Source organism: Sphingobacterium sp. KH_072 (genome assembly GCF_057837975.1).
This window is the reverse complement of sequence record NZ_CM174457.1, coordinates 2,080,581-2,099,393: the sequence shown is the minus strand read 5'-3', so window position 1 is coordinate 2,099,393 and position 18,813 is coordinate 2,080,581. Positions and strand designations below refer to the sequence as shown.

Annotated in this window: 16 protein-coding genes; 12 read left to right on the top strand and 4 right to left on the bottom strand. The window is 40.8% G+C overall.

The genetic code is table 11. The features are described from left to right. Positions 1-2: 2 nt before the first annotated feature. Positions 3-848 carry a universal stress protein gene (locus tag AC3IRT_RS09790; RefSeq protein ID WP_489393080.1) on the bottom strand — a complete coding sequence of 282 codons (846 nt, stop codon included), beginning with the start codon at positions 846-848 and terminating at the stop codon, positions 3-5. Between the two features lie 239 nt (positions 849-1,087). Between AC3IRT_RS09790 and AC3IRT_RS09785 the strand changes: the two genes are divergently transcribed. Together AC3IRT_RS09785 and AC3IRT_RS09780 are read left to right on the top strand one after the other, a co-directional pair. Beyond that, complete coding sequence (locus AC3IRT_RS09785) at positions 1,088-1,672, top strand: RNA polymerase sigma factor (protein WP_489393079.1); 585 nt, start codon at positions 1,088-1,090, stop codon at positions 1,670-1,672. A 13-nt stretch (positions 1,673-1,685) separates the two neighbouring features. Further along, on the top strand, positions 1,686-3,023 hold the full coding sequence (locus AC3IRT_RS09780) for a hypothetical protein (protein ID WP_489393078.1): 1,338 nt from the start codon (positions 1,686-1,688) through the stop codon (positions 3,021-3,023). A gap of 27 nt (positions 3,024-3,050) precedes the next feature. Here AC3IRT_RS09780 and AC3IRT_RS09775 read toward each other — a convergent pair whose 3' ends face one another. Together AC3IRT_RS09775 and AC3IRT_RS09770 are read right to left on the bottom strand one after the other, a co-directional pair. Continuing rightward, the gene (locus AC3IRT_RS09775) at positions 3,051-3,656 is read right to left on the bottom strand and encodes an HAD family hydrolase (RefSeq protein WP_489393077.1); all 606 of its coding nucleotides are present in this window, start codon (positions 3,654-3,656) and stop codon (positions 3,051-3,053) included. After that, positions 3,656-4,855 carry a proline dehydrogenase family protein gene (locus AC3IRT_RS09770; protein ID WP_489393076.1) on the bottom strand — a complete coding sequence of 400 codons (1,200 nt, stop codon included), beginning with the start codon at positions 4,853-4,855 and terminating at the stop codon, positions 3,656-3,658. Before AC3IRT_RS09770 ends, AC3IRT_RS09775 begins: the two co-directional genes overlap by 1 nt. An 86-nt stretch (positions 4,856-4,941) precedes the next feature. Here AC3IRT_RS09770 and AC3IRT_RS09765 point away from each other — a divergent pair, with 86 nt between their 5' ends. Further along, positions 4,942-5,148, top strand: coding sequence for an RNA-binding S4 domain-containing protein (locus AC3IRT_RS09765; protein WP_489393075.1), 207 nt, complete (start codon positions 4,942-4,944; stop codon positions 5,146-5,148). Between the two features lie 22 nt (positions 5,149-5,170). Further along, positions 5,171-6,235 (top strand): 3-dehydroquinate synthase, encoded by a 1,065-nt coding sequence (gene aroB / locus AC3IRT_RS09760; protein WP_489393074.1) that lies wholly within the window; start codon positions 5,171-5,173, stop codon positions 6,233-6,235. A gap of 167 nt (positions 6,236-6,402) precedes the next feature. Here the strand turns inward: aroB and AC3IRT_RS09755 are convergent, their stop codons facing one another. After that, complete coding sequence (locus tag AC3IRT_RS09755) at positions 6,403-6,582, bottom strand: hypothetical protein (RefSeq protein WP_489393073.1); 180 nt, start codon at positions 6,580-6,582, stop codon at positions 6,403-6,405. 514 nt (positions 6,583-7,096) lie between these two features. On the opposite strand from AC3IRT_RS09755, the gene AC3IRT_RS09750 reads away from it, so the two are divergent. The 8 genes from AC3IRT_RS09750 (at position 7,097) to AC3IRT_RS09715 (ending at position 18,804) form a co-directional block, all read left to right on the top strand. Continuing rightward, positions 7,097-7,270, top strand: coding sequence for a hypothetical protein (locus AC3IRT_RS09750; protein WP_489393072.1), 174 nt, complete (start codon positions 7,097-7,099; stop codon positions 7,268-7,270). Between the two features lie 25 nt (positions 7,271-7,295). Further along, positions 7,296-9,281: a hypothetical protein gene (locus tag AC3IRT_RS09745; RefSeq protein WP_489393071.1), complete on the top strand. Its 1,986-nt coding sequence runs from the start codon at positions 7,296-7,298 to the stop codon at positions 9,279-9,281. An 862-nt stretch (positions 9,282-10,143) separates the two neighbouring features. After that, positions 10,144-10,347: a hypothetical protein gene (locus AC3IRT_RS09740; RefSeq protein WP_489393070.1), complete on the top strand. Its 204-nt coding sequence runs from the start codon at positions 10,144-10,146 to the stop codon at positions 10,345-10,347. Positions 10,348-10,372: 25 nt separating this feature from the next. Beyond that, on the top strand, positions 10,373-12,376 hold the full coding sequence (locus AC3IRT_RS09735) for a hypothetical protein (protein WP_489393069.1): 2,004 nt from the start codon (positions 10,373-10,375) through the stop codon (positions 12,374-12,376). 231 nt (positions 12,377-12,607) lie between these two features. Beyond that, positions 12,608-13,753 (top strand): lipase family protein, encoded by a 1,146-nt coding sequence (locus AC3IRT_RS09730; RefSeq protein WP_489393068.1) that lies wholly within the window; start codon positions 12,608-12,610, stop codon positions 13,751-13,753. 100 nt (positions 13,754-13,853) lie between these two features. Further along, the gene (locus AC3IRT_RS09725; protein ID WP_489393067.1) at positions 13,854-14,435 is read left to right on the top strand and encodes an RNA polymerase sigma factor; all 582 of its coding nucleotides are present in this window, start codon (positions 13,854-13,856) and stop codon (positions 14,433-14,435) included. Between the two features lie 84 nt (positions 14,436-14,519). Then, entirely contained in the window at positions 14,520-15,575 is a 1,056-nt protein-coding gene (locus AC3IRT_RS09720) for a FecR family protein (RefSeq protein WP_489393066.1), read from the top strand. A gap of 7 nt (positions 15,576-15,582) precedes the next feature. Beyond that, positions 15,583-18,804, top strand: a complete 3,222-nt coding sequence (locus AC3IRT_RS09715) for a SusC/RagA family TonB-linked outer membrane protein (RefSeq protein WP_489393065.1) — start codon at positions 15,583-15,585, stop codon at positions 18,802-18,804. Positions 18,805-18,813: the final 9 nt, after the last annotated feature.

The window sequence follows — 18,813 nt, the reverse complement described above, 5'->3', positions numbered from 1 at the left end:
TTTTATTCCTCGTGGTATACGATAATAGGTACTTTGGTGTGAAAGGTGAGGTTGTGCGTGGTACTATCCTTAAATAATCGGTCGAAGAAGTTTCGATTTCTTTTAATCACAGCGAGCATATCCACATTATTATCCAATATGTAGTTTGTGATGGTATGCTCTACGCTTTCCACTTTATCCAATAGTTTAAATTGTACAGTGTACCTTTTATGATCCTCGCACCATTGCTGCATGTGCCTACCAACAGCGGTCAGGTCAGATTGTGTAACCACATGGATACAAGTTGTTTCTGCACCAACTTCTCGCGCCATAATCAAGGCTTCGCGTAGCGCGATCTTATCTGATTCTTTAAATAATGTGGTAAATACCACCCGATTGATGCCGCAGAAACGGGCGTGCGGCGGCACGGCAATTACCGGTGTTTTTACGGAGTTGATGACGGAAACGGTATTTGATCCGATAATACGATCTAAAAATCCAGATTGACCATGCGTGCCCATCACGATGAGATGAAATTTTTGTTTTTTAGATAGTTCGCGTACCACAGAGGCGACCGGCCCTTCTTCGAAAAGAAACGAGATGCGATGCTCTGGAAAACCATAATCCATCGCCATTTGCATCAGATGCGGGGTGTTATTGAGAAACTTTTCGCGCTCCGTACTTTCTACATTGGCATACATTTCTCCCAGTATCTCCGGTTGCCCGGGGTGTACAGAAGCAAATACGGGCGACATATAGCTGTGCAATACTTTTAGATTAGCATCTACACTTTTGGCCAGATGGATAGCATATATAAAAGCATTATCTGCCAAATCTGAAAAATCAGTGGGGAATAATATGGTTCTCATATGAAGCGGTTTATAAATGTTATTTTAAATTTACATTATTTTTCTGTTTTAAACAGTGGTGTTGCAAAGACTTTATTATTTACCTATGATTGTAGCGCCAAACATGCTTTGATCGTTTTGCTTTACAGATGGAATATGCAGTTAACAGAATCTGTACAAGCGGATAGAAATAAATCGAAGAATAGGCGTAACTTGAAGATATTGATTTAGCTCGCTTGGAAATAATACGGAAATATGTCATGCGTAAGCATCCACCGACATTAAGAGTCGCGCTGGAGGGTTGTGTGGTGTCTGATTCGGAGCAGGGTAAAGCATTTATCTATAAGAAGTATTACGGTTATGTAAAGGCGGTAGTTTTGCGTTACGTGAAGGTGGATGTAGAGTCGGAAGAAATTATCAACGAAAGCTTTGTGAAGGTGTTTCGCAAGCTACATAGCTTCGAACAGCATGCCGATGATGAGGTGTTAGAAAAAACTTTTCGGTCTTGGATGGCACGTATTGCTGTCAATACAGCCATTGATATGCTTCGGGTGAAGAAGCAGATGCAATTCATTGACGACGAAGAAGGAACAGAGATCGGCAACCTTTCCGTTAGCATGACATCTAGTCTGGAAGCAAATGATATTTTAAAGCTATTAGATGGTCTACCTCCCATTCAGAAAGCGATCTTTAATTTGTATGAAATAGAGGGCTATTCGCATGAAGAGATTAGTAAGATGCTTGATGTGCCCGAAAGTACATCAAGAACTTATCTGACCAGAGCAAAACAAAAGTTGCGCATGTTGTACAGCAAATTTATGGATCAAGAAAATATAAAATCCTAGTTTCGGGTTGAACATGAAGGAAAAGAAAAACAGTCAGGAAAAGGACATTGTTGACCGTATAGTCGAACAGCTCAAGGCGTCTGCCGAGTTGCCTTATGAAGAGGGGGCTTGGGAACACTTTCGAAAAGATCACTTAGGGAAAACTACGCGTAAACGCGTACTAACGCTTTGGGTGCGTAGCGCTGCTGCTTGTGCGGCATTGGCGATGCTAGGTTTGTGGTATTTCAATTCTACTGAATCTGATCTGGAGCAACCTACTTTAAGTTCGCAGTCTACCGAGCAGTTTGCACCTTCAACTGTTGATAAGCTAGCAACTCCCGAAGTAGAGGAAACACCTACATTGTTCCCCAATTCTGTAGAGCCACAGCCGATGGAAAGTAATGAATCTGTATATAGTATAGCGGAAAACCATCGGATGTCTGTAGTCAATGTGGTAGAATCTTGGATGTTGCCGACGCAATCCGCTTTGGTTGCTCAATCTGTAGATATAAATAACGATATTAATCTGTCAAGAAGCAAATTATCTTTTTATCCAGATGCTGATGATTCGGAGGTTTTCGTAAAAGAAAATGGTGTGTTCCCTTCTGTTTTTGCTGACAGTAAAGGAGTGGTCAGCAGCGCTATGAAAGAAGTGGTAGGCGAGAGTAAACGTTTCCGCTTCAGCGATAAGTTCAATGTGGGTTTGGTAGTAGCGCCTTCGTCTACCGATCAGAAGGTTAATTTTGGTGGTGGAGTGATGTTATCCTATAATGTCACGAAGCAATTAAGCGTGCGTACCGGTGCATCATTTCAACAGTACGAAGTGGGATCGTTACGCGATCCTTCTCAAGTAGCCTCGATGGAAGTGGCTGCGGCACCAGAGCGTCCGTTGCAAACGGAAATGCCAGTTCTAGCCAATGGAATTATGGCGCGGATGCCGTTAATTCCTAATGTGAACTCCGTAACTGGCATGGTGCGAACGATTGATATTCCAGTAGAAGCCAAATATTCTTTCTATAAAGGTTTGTATGCCGGTGTAGGTGTTTCCTATGCAGCCGTGTTGGGACAGCAACGGTTTGCACACTATATCGAAAATGTAAACGCCAATCCGTATGTTGCAGGATTACCAAGTAATGAAAGTGAAATGCGAGCAGCGGTGCAGCCCGTAGTGCGCACGATGGAGTCGGCCAATTCCAATGTAAATTCGTCGGGTTTTGGTGGGTTCGTCAATATGTCGCTCGGTAAAGAGTTGAAAATTAGACGTGGACCATCTGTTTCCTTAGAGCCTTACGTGAAGTTGCCCGTCGGAAACTTCAGAAGAGCGGATATGAACTATACTAACGGAGGTCTCCGCATAATTACGAATTTCTAAGGAAAAGCAAAAATAGATAGCGCGTATCTACAATTGATCAATACGCACCCAACCCATGCCGGCCGCGATTGCACCTTGTACGCCAGGATCACCATCTTCTAAAACAAAACAGCGCTCTGGCGCAACATCAAGCTGCTTTGCAGCTAAAAGAAATGGCTCTGGTGAAGGTTTTCCATTTGGCGTATCACCCGCGCAAACAAGCACTTCGTACAATCCAGTAACACCAATTACCTCGAGTGTGATTTCCAATGTTTTTCTGGTGCCACCAGAAACTAATCCAATCTTCTTTTTACCAACTTCTTGAAGCATGTGCTGCAAGACATGTGCTACGGGCTTGGTTTGTTGTATGTATTCTGTTCGGAAGATGCTGGATTTACGTAAGGCAAATTCGTCGAAGTCAAACGTTTTGTCATAACGTTGGGCAATCAATTCGGCAACGGCTATCGTTGGCCAGCCAGCAGTTTCGTCAATAAGAGCGGTATCCAAATGGATACCATACTCCAATGCCGCCGCAGCGTAAGCCGCTTTATGTGCGGACATGTTGTCCGCTAATGTGCCGTCTACGTCGTACAATAATGCATCATACGAGTCCGACAGTTCCAAGAGCTTTTGTGTTTTGTCCGCTATAGTCATTAACCTTTTTTTGCTTTTTTACGTCTATCTTTTTCTGCGATAATTAAACCGAGCTCACGGCTGGTTTGTCCGCCTACAGAAGTGTTTTCCTGAGCACGGCGAAACAAATACGGCATAACGGATTTTACCGGCCCATAAGGCATGTATTTGGCCACGTTATAACCTGCTGCTGCTAAATTGAAAGACAAGTTGTCTGACATGCCTAGCAATTGCGCAAACCAAATATTGGGATGATTGTGTGCAATATCCCGCTTATGCATTTCTTCTGCTAGTAAGCGAGAACTATCTTCATTGTGCGTGCCGGCCATCAGACCCATTTTGTCAATATGGTCCAAACAGAATAAGATAGCATCATTATAGTCTGTATCGCTACCTGCTTTGTTGGGTTGTATCGGTGAAGGGTAGTTTTTGGACTTAGCACGATCGCGCTCCATCTCCATATATGCACCACGTACTAATTTTGCACCCAAATGAAAGTTGCGTACCGAGGCGTATGCCAAATCCGCTTTTAGCGAAGCCAACTTATCATGACGATAAAGCTGATACGTATTGTAAACGATCGGTTTTTCTTGGTTGAATTTTTCCATCATATCGCGTGCGATATCATCGATCGTGTCTTGTATCCACGAATGTTCTCCATCGATCAAAACCGGAATCCCAGCCTCATGACAGGCGGAGCAAATACGTTCACAACGTTCTAAGACGCGTGTAAATTCAATTTTTTCTAGATCAGTGAGCGACTGTTTGGCATCGCGCTTCGCGAATAAATCAAACCGGCCTAAACCTGTCGGTTTGAAAACGCAGAAAGAAATAAGCTTTTCTTGCTGCGCGAAGGCAACAGTGCGCACAATCTCTTCGCAGGTATGCTCGAAGCTGCTTTCGGATTCTTCACCCTCTACCGAATAATCTAAGATAGTGGTTACATTTCCTTCACTCAATTCGCGAATAGAACGGCTGCAATCTTCGATACTTTCGCCCCCGCAAAATTGTTTGTAAATCGTGTTTTTGATAATGCCCTGAATCGGTAAACCAATCTGCAAAGAGAAGTTGGTTATGGGGGTTCCTACCTTAATCAGAGCACTGCTCGATACCATTTTAAATAGCCAATAAGCTTTATTCAGATCAGAGTCACTTTTCGTTCTGAAAGCTGTCGCCGTGTCGTTAAAATCCAACTTAACAGGCGCTCCTAAGGTTTCCATCAATGTCGTGTTGTGTTTATTACTGCAAAACTAAGTAATTGTTGAATTAAAAGCTGAATATGCACGTAATTTATTTAATTTTGGCTATGCAAAAAATTGTATTAAACGGCGACTTTATTCATCTTATCCAGCTTCTCAAAGCTTTGAATTGGGTGGAGCATGGCGCTATGGCGCAGCATGTGGTCGAAGAGGGGATGGTACAGTACAATGGAACCGTAGATTACCGTAAAAGATTGAAGGTAAAACGTGGTGATCAGGTAGAATTCGAAGGACAGATCGTGGAGATCGTCTAAGCACTTTATAATTGATTTTTTTATGCAACAAATAGAAAGTTTGGGATATAAGGTATACTTCGAAGATGACCTAACGAGTTTGCAATCTTTTATCACCGATGGTGGATATTCCAATGTATTGATTTTGGTGGATATTAACACCAATGACCATTGCTTGCCAATTTTACAAGCCGCCATTCCAGATATCGTTGATTACGATATCATCGAAGTGGATCCTGGTGAGGAGAATAAGAATATCGATTACTGTATCGGCATTTGGAAAACCATGCTTGATTTTGGCGCTGATCGCAAAGCATTGATGATCAATCTGGGCGGTGGCGTGGTGACAGATATGGGCGGTTTTGCAGCTTCCACTTATAAGCGCGGTATTGATTTTATCCAAATTCCAACAACATTATTGGCGCAAGTAGATGCTTCCGTAGGTGGTAAAACAGGAATCGATCTGGATAATTTTAAAAATATCATTGGCACATTTACCCAACCAAAAGCTGTTTTTATCAGTGGTAAGTTTTTAGAATCACTGGATTCGAGACAACTTTTATCCGGCTTCGCCGAAATTATTAAACACGGTTTGATTCAAGATAAAGCGCTGTTTCAACGCTGCCAGCAAATCAATATCGATGATATCGACGAGCAAATCGTGTATGATTCGGTGACGATCAAAAATAAGATTGTAAAAGAAGATCCCACAGAAAATAATATTCGGAAAATTCTCAATTTCGGTCATACTATTGGTCATGCAGTAGAAGGCTATTCACTTGCGAACGATCAAAACCCATTATTACATGGTGAAGCTGTAGCGATCGGTATGCTGTGCGAAGCATATTTATCTACGCAATCGGGCACGCTATCTGTGGAAGAACTGAAAGAGATTGAACAATATCTGTTACGCACCTATCCATATTACAGCATTTCTCCATCTATCGATGAAGAATTATTCCGCTTAATGCGCAATGACAAAAAGAACGAAGCAAATCAGATTGGTTTTGCCTTGCTCAATGCGATTGGCGACTGCGCATACAATAAATACGTAGATGAAGTTGGGATAAAAGCAGCGCTCGATTATTATCGGGGTTTAGAGAGTTAATTCCTCAAAACAATTTAGGAATACATCGTGTTCTCTTAAGCAACTACACTAGAGAAACAGATGAATAAATTATTTAAGACATTGATTGCCGGCTGGGGCGCTCGTAAATTAGGTTTTGGTTGTTTTGGAACCATTATCGCTTTTATCGTGATCTATTATCTATTGGGCTATTTATAGGCGCCAATAGGTTTTCTATTTACATCGATTTTAAACTGTTGCAGACGAGAATAGAAGGCAGACCAACCCATTTTATCACTCAAAGCTATCTCATTGCTATAAATCGGACTAAGTTGCAGCAGCTTGACACCATCGCTTTTACCCAAGGTAAAAGTGGCTGATATGTCCAAGTTTTTGTGGGTATTGTGCACTTAGAAATGCTCCATCTTAGAATCTTCTTCGATGGGCTCTCCAAAACGAATACTTATTATTTCCCTGAATAGAACCTGCCTGGATCGATACCGTGCTATATGTACATGTCCGGAACTGATTAACCACAATCCTGTTGCGACAAAATCTTGATGATTTGTGACTCGCTAATCTTGCAATTTTCATTATCCCTCAGTGAAAAATATACATAAATAACTGTAGCTATTTTTAAGAGAAGATTACAATACTATCGTGTAGTTGCATATCTACAAATGTAAATTATATTCCTTTTGAGAAAGTGTTAGTTAGCGATAAACTGCACATATTTACCAATGTAAAATCTGAAGACATTCAAATTTTTAATACTTATGAAATTTTTTAACAAATGGAATCTATAAAACTGCTGAAAGTTTCTATAAATAAATTTGATGAAATGATTTTAAAGGCAATTCAATTATTACAGCAAATATCAGTTTTCATAAAAAAAGAAACATCATGAGAGTTTTACGAAAGAAAGTTTACCTAGCTCCTTTAATTTTATTGTCCTACATCGCGATAGAATCTGACTTCGCGGCCGGATCGGTGGTAGCTATCACGGTAGGAGATAGCGGAACTCCTACCGTGACGGATTGGCAAGAAAGAGAAACTGAACAGACTTGGAACTTTTAGATAGATATCATTTACTACAAGCAAAATGAAAAAGTTTTTATATTTAATCATTATCGTCAACATTACATGTTTTGTTAGTTGCTCTAAGAAAGTATTTGAAAATCCTGCAGGCAACATGATGTTGCGTGTTGATGTTCAGGGTGTATCGGAGGCTACAGACGTTAACGCCAATACTAATTCTCGTGGTGTTCGCGATTTGACAACATCCGCGATTAGCGCCACAAAAAATATTCCCAACAACAACAATGGCTTCACTGTAGATTTTTCGATAAGTCAAGATGCCATAACGTCGACCTCAGGATCAACATCTAAAGAAGGTTATGATTCTCGATTCTCGACGATAAATAGGGCGACCACACCGATGCAAACAGGATACACATACAGGCTTTTGTTATACAACAAGACTACTGGTCAACTGTGGCGTACAGTCCAAGGTGTATCGGGAACTCCTTTATCACTGGAGGGACAAACCGGCGAAAGCTATTTATGGTACGCCTACTCTTACAATAACAGCGATCAGTTGCCAGAACCTGCTAATACAAGTAATCCTACAATAGAAACCGCTATATCGAAGGATTTTCTATATGCATCTGGAGAGGTAAATATTCCTGCAAATTCTGAGGTAGATTATAATCTTGGTATAACTTTCCAGCATAGGGTGACTCAGGTGCGTGTTAAGATAGATGCTACTGTACTGGCTCGATTTGCAAGAATTGATAATCTTAATGCTTCTTTTGATAATAGTAACTACATAAAAAAAGGAGTTTTTGATATAAGAGGCAATCAGATGAACGGTATAGAGGCTGTGCCGACTGAAACTATTTTTAACGCTCCTTCGGCAACACATATTTGGGAAACAAGTTATTACACGGCTGATCCAGCCGCAGTAAGCAGTTATAAAATTGTTATTAATGACCTGCCCGTTAAATTTGAGGGCGTTAGTGAAGAGATTTCCGAAAGAAACCTAGCGACATATTTTGGTGCAGCCAATAAGCCTAACTTCACTTCTAATTTTACTTCGCCAGCTGCTGGTCAACGTCTTTCAAGTATTTTGAGCCTGAATTATCAAGTAGCGCCTTTGAGAATTTTGCATATTTCAAATAATACATCTTTTGGATATGCTCTTCAACAAGGCCCTTCTTGGGATTTTTTAAATTCGAAAGTGAATTTTGGAGATCTACCTGAAAGCGTCGTAAAAATGGGATCATGGGCCGTTGGGCAGGGAAGTTGGGCTGGAGGTAATCAGACAGACAATAAGTCGCAAAATTGGATACAATTTTCAGCAACTACTGCTTTTGACAACCAGCTAACAAGTCGATTGTCGGCAACAAATACAACGAATAGACCAGATATAGTTATTTTAGGGTATGATATGATCAGTGTTAGACCAGCAGTAGCGCAAGCGCTGAATGCTTATTTAAATGATAAAGGCGTGGTGATTATGATGCTGCAAGATGCCGCTAATGCCAATACCCAATCATTTTTTAATAATATGTTTGGTGTCTCCAATATTGGAACAAACAGTAACGGAACTGCTGGGGCGATGTATCCAATAGAAGGGACTAATCCAGATGATGAAATACTCAATGGGCCTTTTGGTGATGTTCGTGGACAGCACTGGGGCGAAGATGCAGCAACGACCTTGGGTCTTACAAACCTTCCATTATCTGAAATCACCGTGTATTCTTATGGTAATGCTGTTAATAGAGCAGCTTTAGCAGCTCGTGTAACGATGTTTAAACATAATACCAAACACTTCTTTTATGTCGGAGATGGTGGTTTTGTTTCATATAACGGTGGCAGTAGCAATACAATTTGTCCATTCAACTATGATCCAGTTGCGAAGCGACCTTTACCAAAATCCTACGGTAATGCGGGAAATGGTTATACAGCTGGCTCACTAGGTGCTTACAATAGTGTTGTGATAGCAAATGTAATGGCTTGGGCTGTCGAGAGGGCTGAACTCGATGGTGTTAGAACATGGAAATATGCTGGACCACCTACAGCCTAAAACTTTGCATATCTTGCTATTTTCTAAAAACAAATAAACGACAATCTTTACCTGAATACTATTTACAGTTATTGATTTGGCGAAACAGGAGAATTCTCATTTGAGTCTCCTGTTTTTTTTTGAACAATCGGGAAATGTTTAAATCAGTTTTTAACGGAATAGATTGTTGATACATTTTTATAGGTGTTATGTTTCTCTGAAGTAAATATTGCTATGTATTCGCATTAGGTAGCTGCTGTTAACACCAATTTTTTATGTAAAATATTAATATTAAAGAAATAATTGTCAATTCGACTATAAAAAGAAAGCGTTAAAAAGTCTGGAGATTTTTAAATTATTTGGGCAAATAATAAACTTAAAAGGAGCTCTGTCCAGTATGCTTTTTTTGCCATTACAATTATCTTGCATTGTCTAATTATCGATTAAAAAACCAATTAATGAGATTTTTATGAGAATGTAAGATCATCTAATGTTTAAATATATATCATAAAACAGGTGTTTTAAATTAAAATATAAGAATTAATCGTACAGTATGTGGAAATTTTGAATATTCCATATAAATATTATTTTAATATTTTCCCATACATGATGTCCTTATGATTACTCCTAATGATAGCGTAATGGTTGTTTTCGAGCTGTAGCCCGAACCTTACAAATTGAAATTATTTTAATAATGTAGGTTATAAATATCAATAAACTACAGATATTTGCCTCTATATAAAACTGCAATTTGTTTAAAATAATTTCAAATGATTAAAACAAGAAGTACAAATTATTTATTTGTAAACTTATTTTAATTAAAAATTATTATTTTTCAATTAAACGAATTTTTCGTTCTTCAAAAAGAAAAAACAATAAAAACATGGATTTAAATAATAACAATAGAAATATCATGAAAGGTGTTATTAGAAAGCACTATTTATCCCCATCAATTTCAATTACTCTAATCACCATGGAATCTGCATTCGCTGCAGGTTCAATAGTCAATATCAGGATTGAAGATAATAATACGCCATACGTTGTAGAGTGGGAAGAAAGGGAGTCGGAGCAAACTTGGAATTTTTAATATAGCACATAAAGGATTATATATTATGAAAGCGCTTATTTATTTACTCAGCATCATAAGCACAATTTATTTGACAGGTTGTTCGAAGGATTATTCAGTAGCTCAGGTAGGAAATATGATGTTACGAATAGATGTTGAGGGCGTGACAGAAAGTGTTGTTGTCGCTAACAATGCAAATTCTAGAGCCGCCACAAGTACTACATTTAGCAATATTTCGCGTACTTCTACCACTCATATGGGCAATGATGAAGGAGGGTTTTATGTAGATCATATTACAAGTCAAACTGCCGTTGGCTCCAATATTGAAAGCATGGCGACGGAATCAGGAATATTCACTAATTCCGATGGATCTTCTACGGTAAATCGTGCTGCTATTCCTATGCAAAATGGATACAGATACAGAATTTTATTATACAACAGAAATACGGGACAACTTTGGCGTACGGTCCAAGGTACAGTAGGCACACCTTTGTCAATGGAGGGGCAGACAGGTGAGACTTACCTGTGGTATGCTTATTCTTACAATGACAGCGAGGCTTTGCCTGAGCCCGCAAACATGAATAATCCATCTATTGAAACATCTATTAATAGGGATTTTTTGTATGCCAGTGGTGAGATAACTATTCCTACAAATACACAAGATGATTATAATCTGGCCGTTATTTTCGAGCATAAAGTCGCGCAAGTAAATATAAAGATTGATGCTACTGTACTCGCTAGATTTGCTACGATTAATAATCTTAACGCCGCATTCGACAGGAATGATTATTTGAAGAAAGGGGTGTTTAGTATACGTAGCAATCAAATGAACGCAGTTGAAGCAGTACCAACTGAAATTATTTTTAATGCTCCATCTTCAGATAATACTTGGGAAAGAGCGTATTACACGGTAGATCCGGCATCAATAAGTACGTATAATGTTGTGATAAATGATCTACCTGTAAGATTTGATGGTGTTCGTGAAGAAATCTCGCAGAGAAACTTAGCAACCTACTTTGGAGCAGCTAATAGACCCACTTTTACAACTGAATTTGAAAATGCAGCGATCGGCCAGCGCTTATCAAGCATCTTGAATCTTAATTATCGTGTCTCTCCTTTACGAATTTTACATATTTCGAGTGGAGCATCCTATGGTTATGCTTTAGAAAGAGGTCCAGCTTGGGATTTCTTAAATGCCTCAGAAAATTTTGGAGATCTTCCAGAAAGTATCGTCAAAATGGATTCTTGGTCACCAGGACTAGGCAGTTGGGCAGGCGGTAATCGTACGCAAAATGCCGCTGAAAATCGGATTTTGTACGCTGCTACAGCTGCTTTCGATAATCAATTGGCGGCTAGATTGGCAGCCACAAATAACACAAATAGACCCGATATCGTAATCATAGGATACAATATGATTGATATACGACCAGCAGTATCTCTGGCACTAAATAATTATCTAAACAACAATGGTGTTGTCATCATGATGTTGCAGGACGCAGCAAATAACAACACACGGTCATTTTTCAATACGATGTTTGGAGTGTCAAACATTGGTGCAATTAGTAATGGTACCGCTGGAGCGATGTATCCCATTGAAGGTAATGATCCAACTGATAAAATATTGAATGGCCCATTTGGGGATGTTCGTGGGCGGCATTGGGGTGAAGATGCAGGTACTACGCTCGGACTTACAAACATTCCATTGTCCCAAGTCACCGTCTATTCTAATGGCAATGCTATCAACAGGTCATCACTAGCAAATCGGGTCACGATGTTTAAACATAATACTAAAAATTTCTTCTTTATTGGAGATGGTGGATTCGTATCGTACGACGGTGGTCGAAGTTTCGTTATTTGTCCATTCAATTACGATACACGTGCGAAGCGACCTCTGCCTAAAGCATATGGTAATGCTGGCTCTGGCTATTCAGCAGGCTCAAGAAATCCCTATAATAGCGTAGTAATTGCTAATGTGATGGCTTGGGCTGTGGAGCGAGCCGAATTGCAAGGTGTCAGACAATGGAGATACGCCGCACCACCGAGACCATAAGTAACCAATAGTTTTTGATTAACATTGGTGAGCAAAGTGTTAAGAACTATATTAAATAAAAGTCGTCAATGTGAGAAGAGGGAATTCATTTCAGAATTCTCTCTTTTTCTGTTATACCTATTGTCCAGCACTTGATTTTCGACGAAATGATTTAGAACGATACAATGCGAAAAAATTGCTAACTTCATATATCCACAAACGTGCTATTTCGCTTTTAGTTTTACTCAGAAAATGATGTATCCTCAACAGTTCCTATTCGCATTTATTCCAGCTATTCTCCTTTTTTTTGGCCATGTTAATCAATCAAATGCACAGCATACAGGTCTACAGCCAGGTTTTGATCCAATTGAATGTGAGGAAATTTTAAAATTGAATAAAGCATTGCTCGACACCGCCTTGGATAATAGTTTTGATGATATGGTAACCGGATACACCATGCATTACCGCTCAAGAAGTGTTGGTCTTGACAATCGAGCAGATGTTTGGATCAGAAGCGATTCTACCGTGGTATTAATTATCCGAGGTACGACACGGAAACAGGAATCTATCTTGGCAGATTTTTACTGCGCCATGGTGCCAGCAAGTGGAAGCATGCAGATGCAAGAGGGCCGAGATTTTGACTATACGTTAGCGACGGATGATCGCGCTGCGGTACATGCTGGGTTTTTGATTGGTTTTGCTTATCTCGCCGATCATCTGGAGAATACATTGCAGCAGTTGTATGATGCCGGATATCGACAATATATTGTAGGTGGGCATTCACAGGGCGGTGCGCTGAGTTATTATTTTAGTGCTTGGCTGATGCAAAAGCGTGAATACGGTGAGATGAAAGATATTTTGGTGAAAACATACGCCAGTGCCGCACCGAAAATGGGAAACAGGTATTTTGCCTATGATTACGATAACGCAAATCGCTCGGAGTGGAGTTTCAGCATTGTCAATACGGCCGATGCCATACCAGAGATGCCATTGACTACGCAGCAGTTAGATATTGATATGAATGAGCCAAATCCGATCGTCGGCTTGTACACTAGTATGGACAATTTGCCATTCTTCAAAAGAATCTTCTTAAAGCGCTCATTCAATATTATGAAAAAGCGAGCGAAAAGATCCTCTGATTCTTATCAGAAATACTTGGGTAAATATACTGGTCGTTTTATTACCCGTTATTTGCCCGAATTAGAAATCCCCGAACCCGTCAAAACGACCTATTTCCAACGTCCGGGTGTCCCAATAATTCTATCCGCCAATAAAGCGTATTCCGATTTCTTTGCGGACAAAGCGCGCTATTTTCATCATGGAATTGATAGCTATCGTTTTTTACTTCGACAGTATTATGATGGTTTAGACGAGTACGCGCCTTTTGTGAAAAAGTAGACAATGATGTGTTAATCGCCTTCAGAATTACGGTATTCATCAAGAGTTAATATGCACTTAATCCGTATCTAATACTAATGTCTGACTTTTGCTGCTGATCATGCAAAAGCACGTAATGGTATCATGTGACTTCGATTTCGATCTTCTTTATAAAGAACACGCGGCAACATTACTCCATATCGCCATACGCAAGTTGGGCGATAAAGATCAAGCAATGGATGTAGTGCAAGATATATTTGTCGATCTATGGCAGCGTAAATCCATGATTACGATTACTTCCGAACCACGGCACTACTTGGTTTCAGCTCTGTACCACAAAATATTTCAGCATTTTCGGAAAGTCGGTGTCAAGGAGAAACACATCGCTCACTTTACGCTGCTGCAAAAGGTGGATCATGAACATTTGGAAGAAGAGGGCTTGAAGGAAAGCCGTGAATCAGTGATCCAACACATTGATCACTCCGTAACGCAGATGCCACCTCGCATGCGTACCATATTCCAACTGAAGTATTACCAATCCTATTCCAATCAAGAGATTGCTTCTTTACTCGGTATTTCCAATCAAACGGTCAAAAACCAACTATGTAGATCGCTCGATCAAGTCAGGAAAGAATTAGCCGAAAAGAAGGTACATGATACGGTTTTCTTATTGCCGATGCTCTCATACCTTCTGCTACGATAGTTGTTTTTAAATTAAGATAAAGTTGATCTTTTCTTAATACCATTTGAATGGTACGATCGGCCTGTTTGAGCTACTACCTAGTGTATGTCCAAACAATCGCCCGAATTACAACAGCTGATCCAGCGCTATCTGGAAGGAAAGTGTACTGCCGAAGAAAAAATCCAACTCCAACAATGGATAGCGTCTTTGAAAGTTTCCGGCCAATCGGCCACAGCAGAAGATCTACTGCAACTACGAAACCGCATAGATCGCATTACCCAACCAGACGAAGTACACTTTGAAAGAATACAGGGACCGTCCCGATATATTGCGGCCGCAGCAGTACTATTATGTGTTGCTGTAGCAAGTTTCTTTATCATTCAAAATCAACAAAGTGCTTCTACTCGTTCAATAGTTAAGGCTGTCGAAAGGACATTTTCGCAGGATGTAAATCGACTGCGTGTATACCACAATCATGGCAGTGATAACAGATCCGTCATGCTCTCCGATGGAACTAGCGTAACCTTGACACCGCAGAGTAGCATTCATTTCTTAGACAATTTTGAAGTCGATAATCGCCAAGTGACGCTGTGCGGAAAAGCACGTTTTGATGTGGCCAAAGATGCGTCGCGTCCATTTTCGGTCATCACGGGAGATATTCATACCACTGCTATCGGAACGGTTTTCTGGGTCACCCATGTACAACAGCAACAGCTTCCGATCGTACAGCTTTTGTCTGGAAAAGTAGCCATCACCAAAAAATCTAGCTTAGGCAATCGGAAATTGCTCGTCGCACTAAATCCGGGCGATAGTTGGGATAGTAAAGGATTGCACGTAGCGCCAAATATTTTACAAAAACCAAAAACCATCATCAAGAAAGCGCCTCCACAAGAGGTAGAAGTGGTGATGCTGGCCTTTCATCATACTCCACTGAAGGAAGTGTTTGACACGCTTGCTGCACATTTCCACAGCGAATTCACCTATACGGAGAGCAACTTGGAAGGCATGACTTTCTACGGAAATTATACTGATAAAGTCGTCTTAGATGATATCATCAAGCACATTATGTTGACCCACGAAATACAAATTACTTATCAAGAAGGTACCGCTACGTATGCCGTATCTCTTCAATCCAATTCCCAAACAAACGATCAAATTTAACAAACCAATGCGTACAAAAATCAATCCCAAGCCCTTTCTAAAACTCGGGCTCATCGGTGCATTTTTAAGTTTGCTTTTATCCACCGTACAAGCACAGCAACAGGGCGAACTCGTCGTTCTGGTTCAGAACAAAGAAAACAGGGCGATCTCGAATGCGACCGTGCGAATTCATAATGCCAATCTAAAATTGGAGCGACTGGGCTCGTCCGATACCGACGGTCGTGTGGTGTTTCAGAATCTCCCAGCAGACAGTAATTATTGCATTAGCGTTAGTTATGTCGGTATGTTGCCAAAAGATGAATGTACTGTCATTATTTCGAATGGTAAACGAAGTAGTGCCATCATGGTGCTTAAAGATCCTGCTCTCAATGAAATGGACCAAGTGGTCGTGACCGCGATCGGTATCAAGCAGCAAAAGCGAAAACTAGGATACGCCACCCAAGAAGTGAATACTGAAGTACTGCAAGAAGCCAAGACAATGAATATTGGTACCGCTTTAACCGGACAAGTAGCTGGTTTAATTGTGAACAATCCTACCGGAATTTTTCAAGCACCGACATTCAATTTACGTGGTCGCAGTCCGATGATCGTGGTAGATGGTATCCCCGTCGAATCCGAATTGTTTGACATCCCAGCACAGCACATTGAAAATATCAACGTCCTAAAAGGTACTGCCGCATCGGTGCTATACGGTTTCCGCGGTCGGGATGGCGCGATTATGATTACTACTAAAAACGCCAAGGTAGAAGGTTTGGAAGTCACGATTGGAACGACCAATATGATGTCGGCCGGATTTACGGTATTCCCAGAATCGCAAACTGAATTTGGTAGCGGATCCAACGGGCAATACGAATTTTGGGATGGCGCAGATGGCGGTATCTCGGATGGTGATATGGCTTGGGGTCCAAAGTTAAATACAGGATTATTGCTGCCGCAATGGAATAGCCCAATCCGTGATAGACAAACCGGCACGGTAATTCCTTGGTACGGCGATGTGAGTGGAACGATCTACGATGACAAATCACGCTACGAACGCGTGCCTACCGAATGGCGCTCGTACGATAATTTACGTGATTTCTTGGGAACGGGTATCGTGACCGAAAACAACTTTACCTTATCGCACAAATCCGAAAAACTAAGCTTATTTACCTCCGGAAAGTATGCATATCAAAAAGGTCAAGTACCAAATACGAGCTTGAATTCTGGTGGTATTAATATCAATTCCAACTACCGCTTTACACCGAAGTTGAATTTAGACATCAACTTCTCGTACAACAAAGTAAAATCGCCAAACTTTCCACGATATGGTTACGGACCCAAAAACCACATGTACACCATATTGCTTTGGATGGGCAATGATGTAAACGGACAAGATTTGGCCAATAATCTCTACATTCCCGGACAAGAAGGCTATCGCCAAGCGAACTACAATTATGCTTGGTACAACAATCCTTACTTTGCAGCCAATGAGCTAAATCAAGTTTTCGACCAAGATGTGGTACACGCACAATCCAGATTGAACTGGCAAGTTTCCTCCAAGTTCAACGTACAAGGACGTATTGCTGCTCGCCAAAAAACCACATTCGAAGATATGCAAAGTCCGAAATCATACATGAATTACGGTGATTCGCGAAATGGCGATTACAAGATGTGGAACAATGGGCAATTGAACTTCGATGCCGACGTATTGGCTACCTACAGCGATCAGTTTAGCGATAATTTTGGCCTGAATATTAATGCGGGTGCGTCAACATTCAAACGTACGTTATCCAATGCATATCAATCGACCGATGGATTGGTTGTGCCATTCATTTATAATCTGGGAAATACACAAGGACCGGTACGTGCTACAAATGCCAATCATACATCCATCACCAGAAGTGCGTATGCCTCGGTCAACTTCGATATCTTTCGTTCTACGTATTTAAACTTTTCTGGTCGGAATGATTGGTCGTCGACCCTATCGGCCGAAAATAACTCCTATTTCTATCCATCGGCTTCCTTCAGTACTATCGTATCAGATTATATTCCGATGCCACGCGCGATTGATTACGTGAAACTCTATTCTTCTTGGGCTTCGGTATCATCCGCCTTAGATCCTTATAGTATTCGCGCGGTATACAATAAAGCGCTAACGTATGGTTCTACGCCATCCGTTAGTTACCCAAGCGGCATCATCAATCCTAATATCTTGCCCGAGCAATCCAATACGTGGGAGATGGGTTTGGCTTTCGCCTTCCTCAAGAATCGTCTAAATATGGATGTGACTTATTACGATATGCGCGATCGCAATCAAATTATTCAACTAGAAAATTCTGATGCTTCTGGATTCGCTACGCGAATGGTAAACGGCAATGTGTATCGTACACAAGGTTTGGAAGTAATGTTGGGCGCACGTATTATCGAGAATGACAACTTTTCTTGGCGTACAGCGGTTAACTGGACACGCTCTGTTCGCAGACTGCAATCTATCTACGGCGGTCAAGCGCGCTTTGGCAACTTGTTTCAAGGAGATCGTGCTGATGCCTATTACGATCAAGTTTGGCAGAAAAATGCCGATGGTCAGCTGATCCTCAATCCCACTACGGGAATGCCGATTCGCGATCCGTTTCCACGGTATTTAGGCTATTTCAATCCGGATTGGCAATTTGGTTTCAGCAACACCTTTATGGTCAAAAATATTCGGGTACAAATGGATATTGATGGATCTATAGGTGGCGTGATGCGCTCTCAAACTATTGAAAAAATGTGGTGGGGCGGTAAACATCCATCGTCTACACAGTATAGACAAGAAGAGTATGATGCTGGGCAAAATGTATATGTTCCATCTGGTGTGGTCGTGACTGGAGGGCAAGTGACGTATGATGTACAGGGAAACATCACGCAAGATACACGTACCTATGCGCCATTTACCGATGCGGTAAGCTGGCAAACTTGGTCGCAGATCTATCCTTATCAGGCACGTGTTACGGAGAACGAAAGTAGCACATTTGCCAATGTCTACGACCGCTCATTTGTGAAACTTCGCCGACTTTCTGTAGGCTACGATTTAAATAAATGGTTGAAATCTAGCAAATTCAAAGCACTTGATGCGTCCGTATTTGGCACGAACCTATGGGTTTGGAAAAATATTCCATACATCGATCCAGATTTTGGTATTGGTAACGACGATAACCTGCAAGATCCATCTACCAGATACCTTGGTGTATCTCTTAATATAACTTTTTAATTTTTCGAA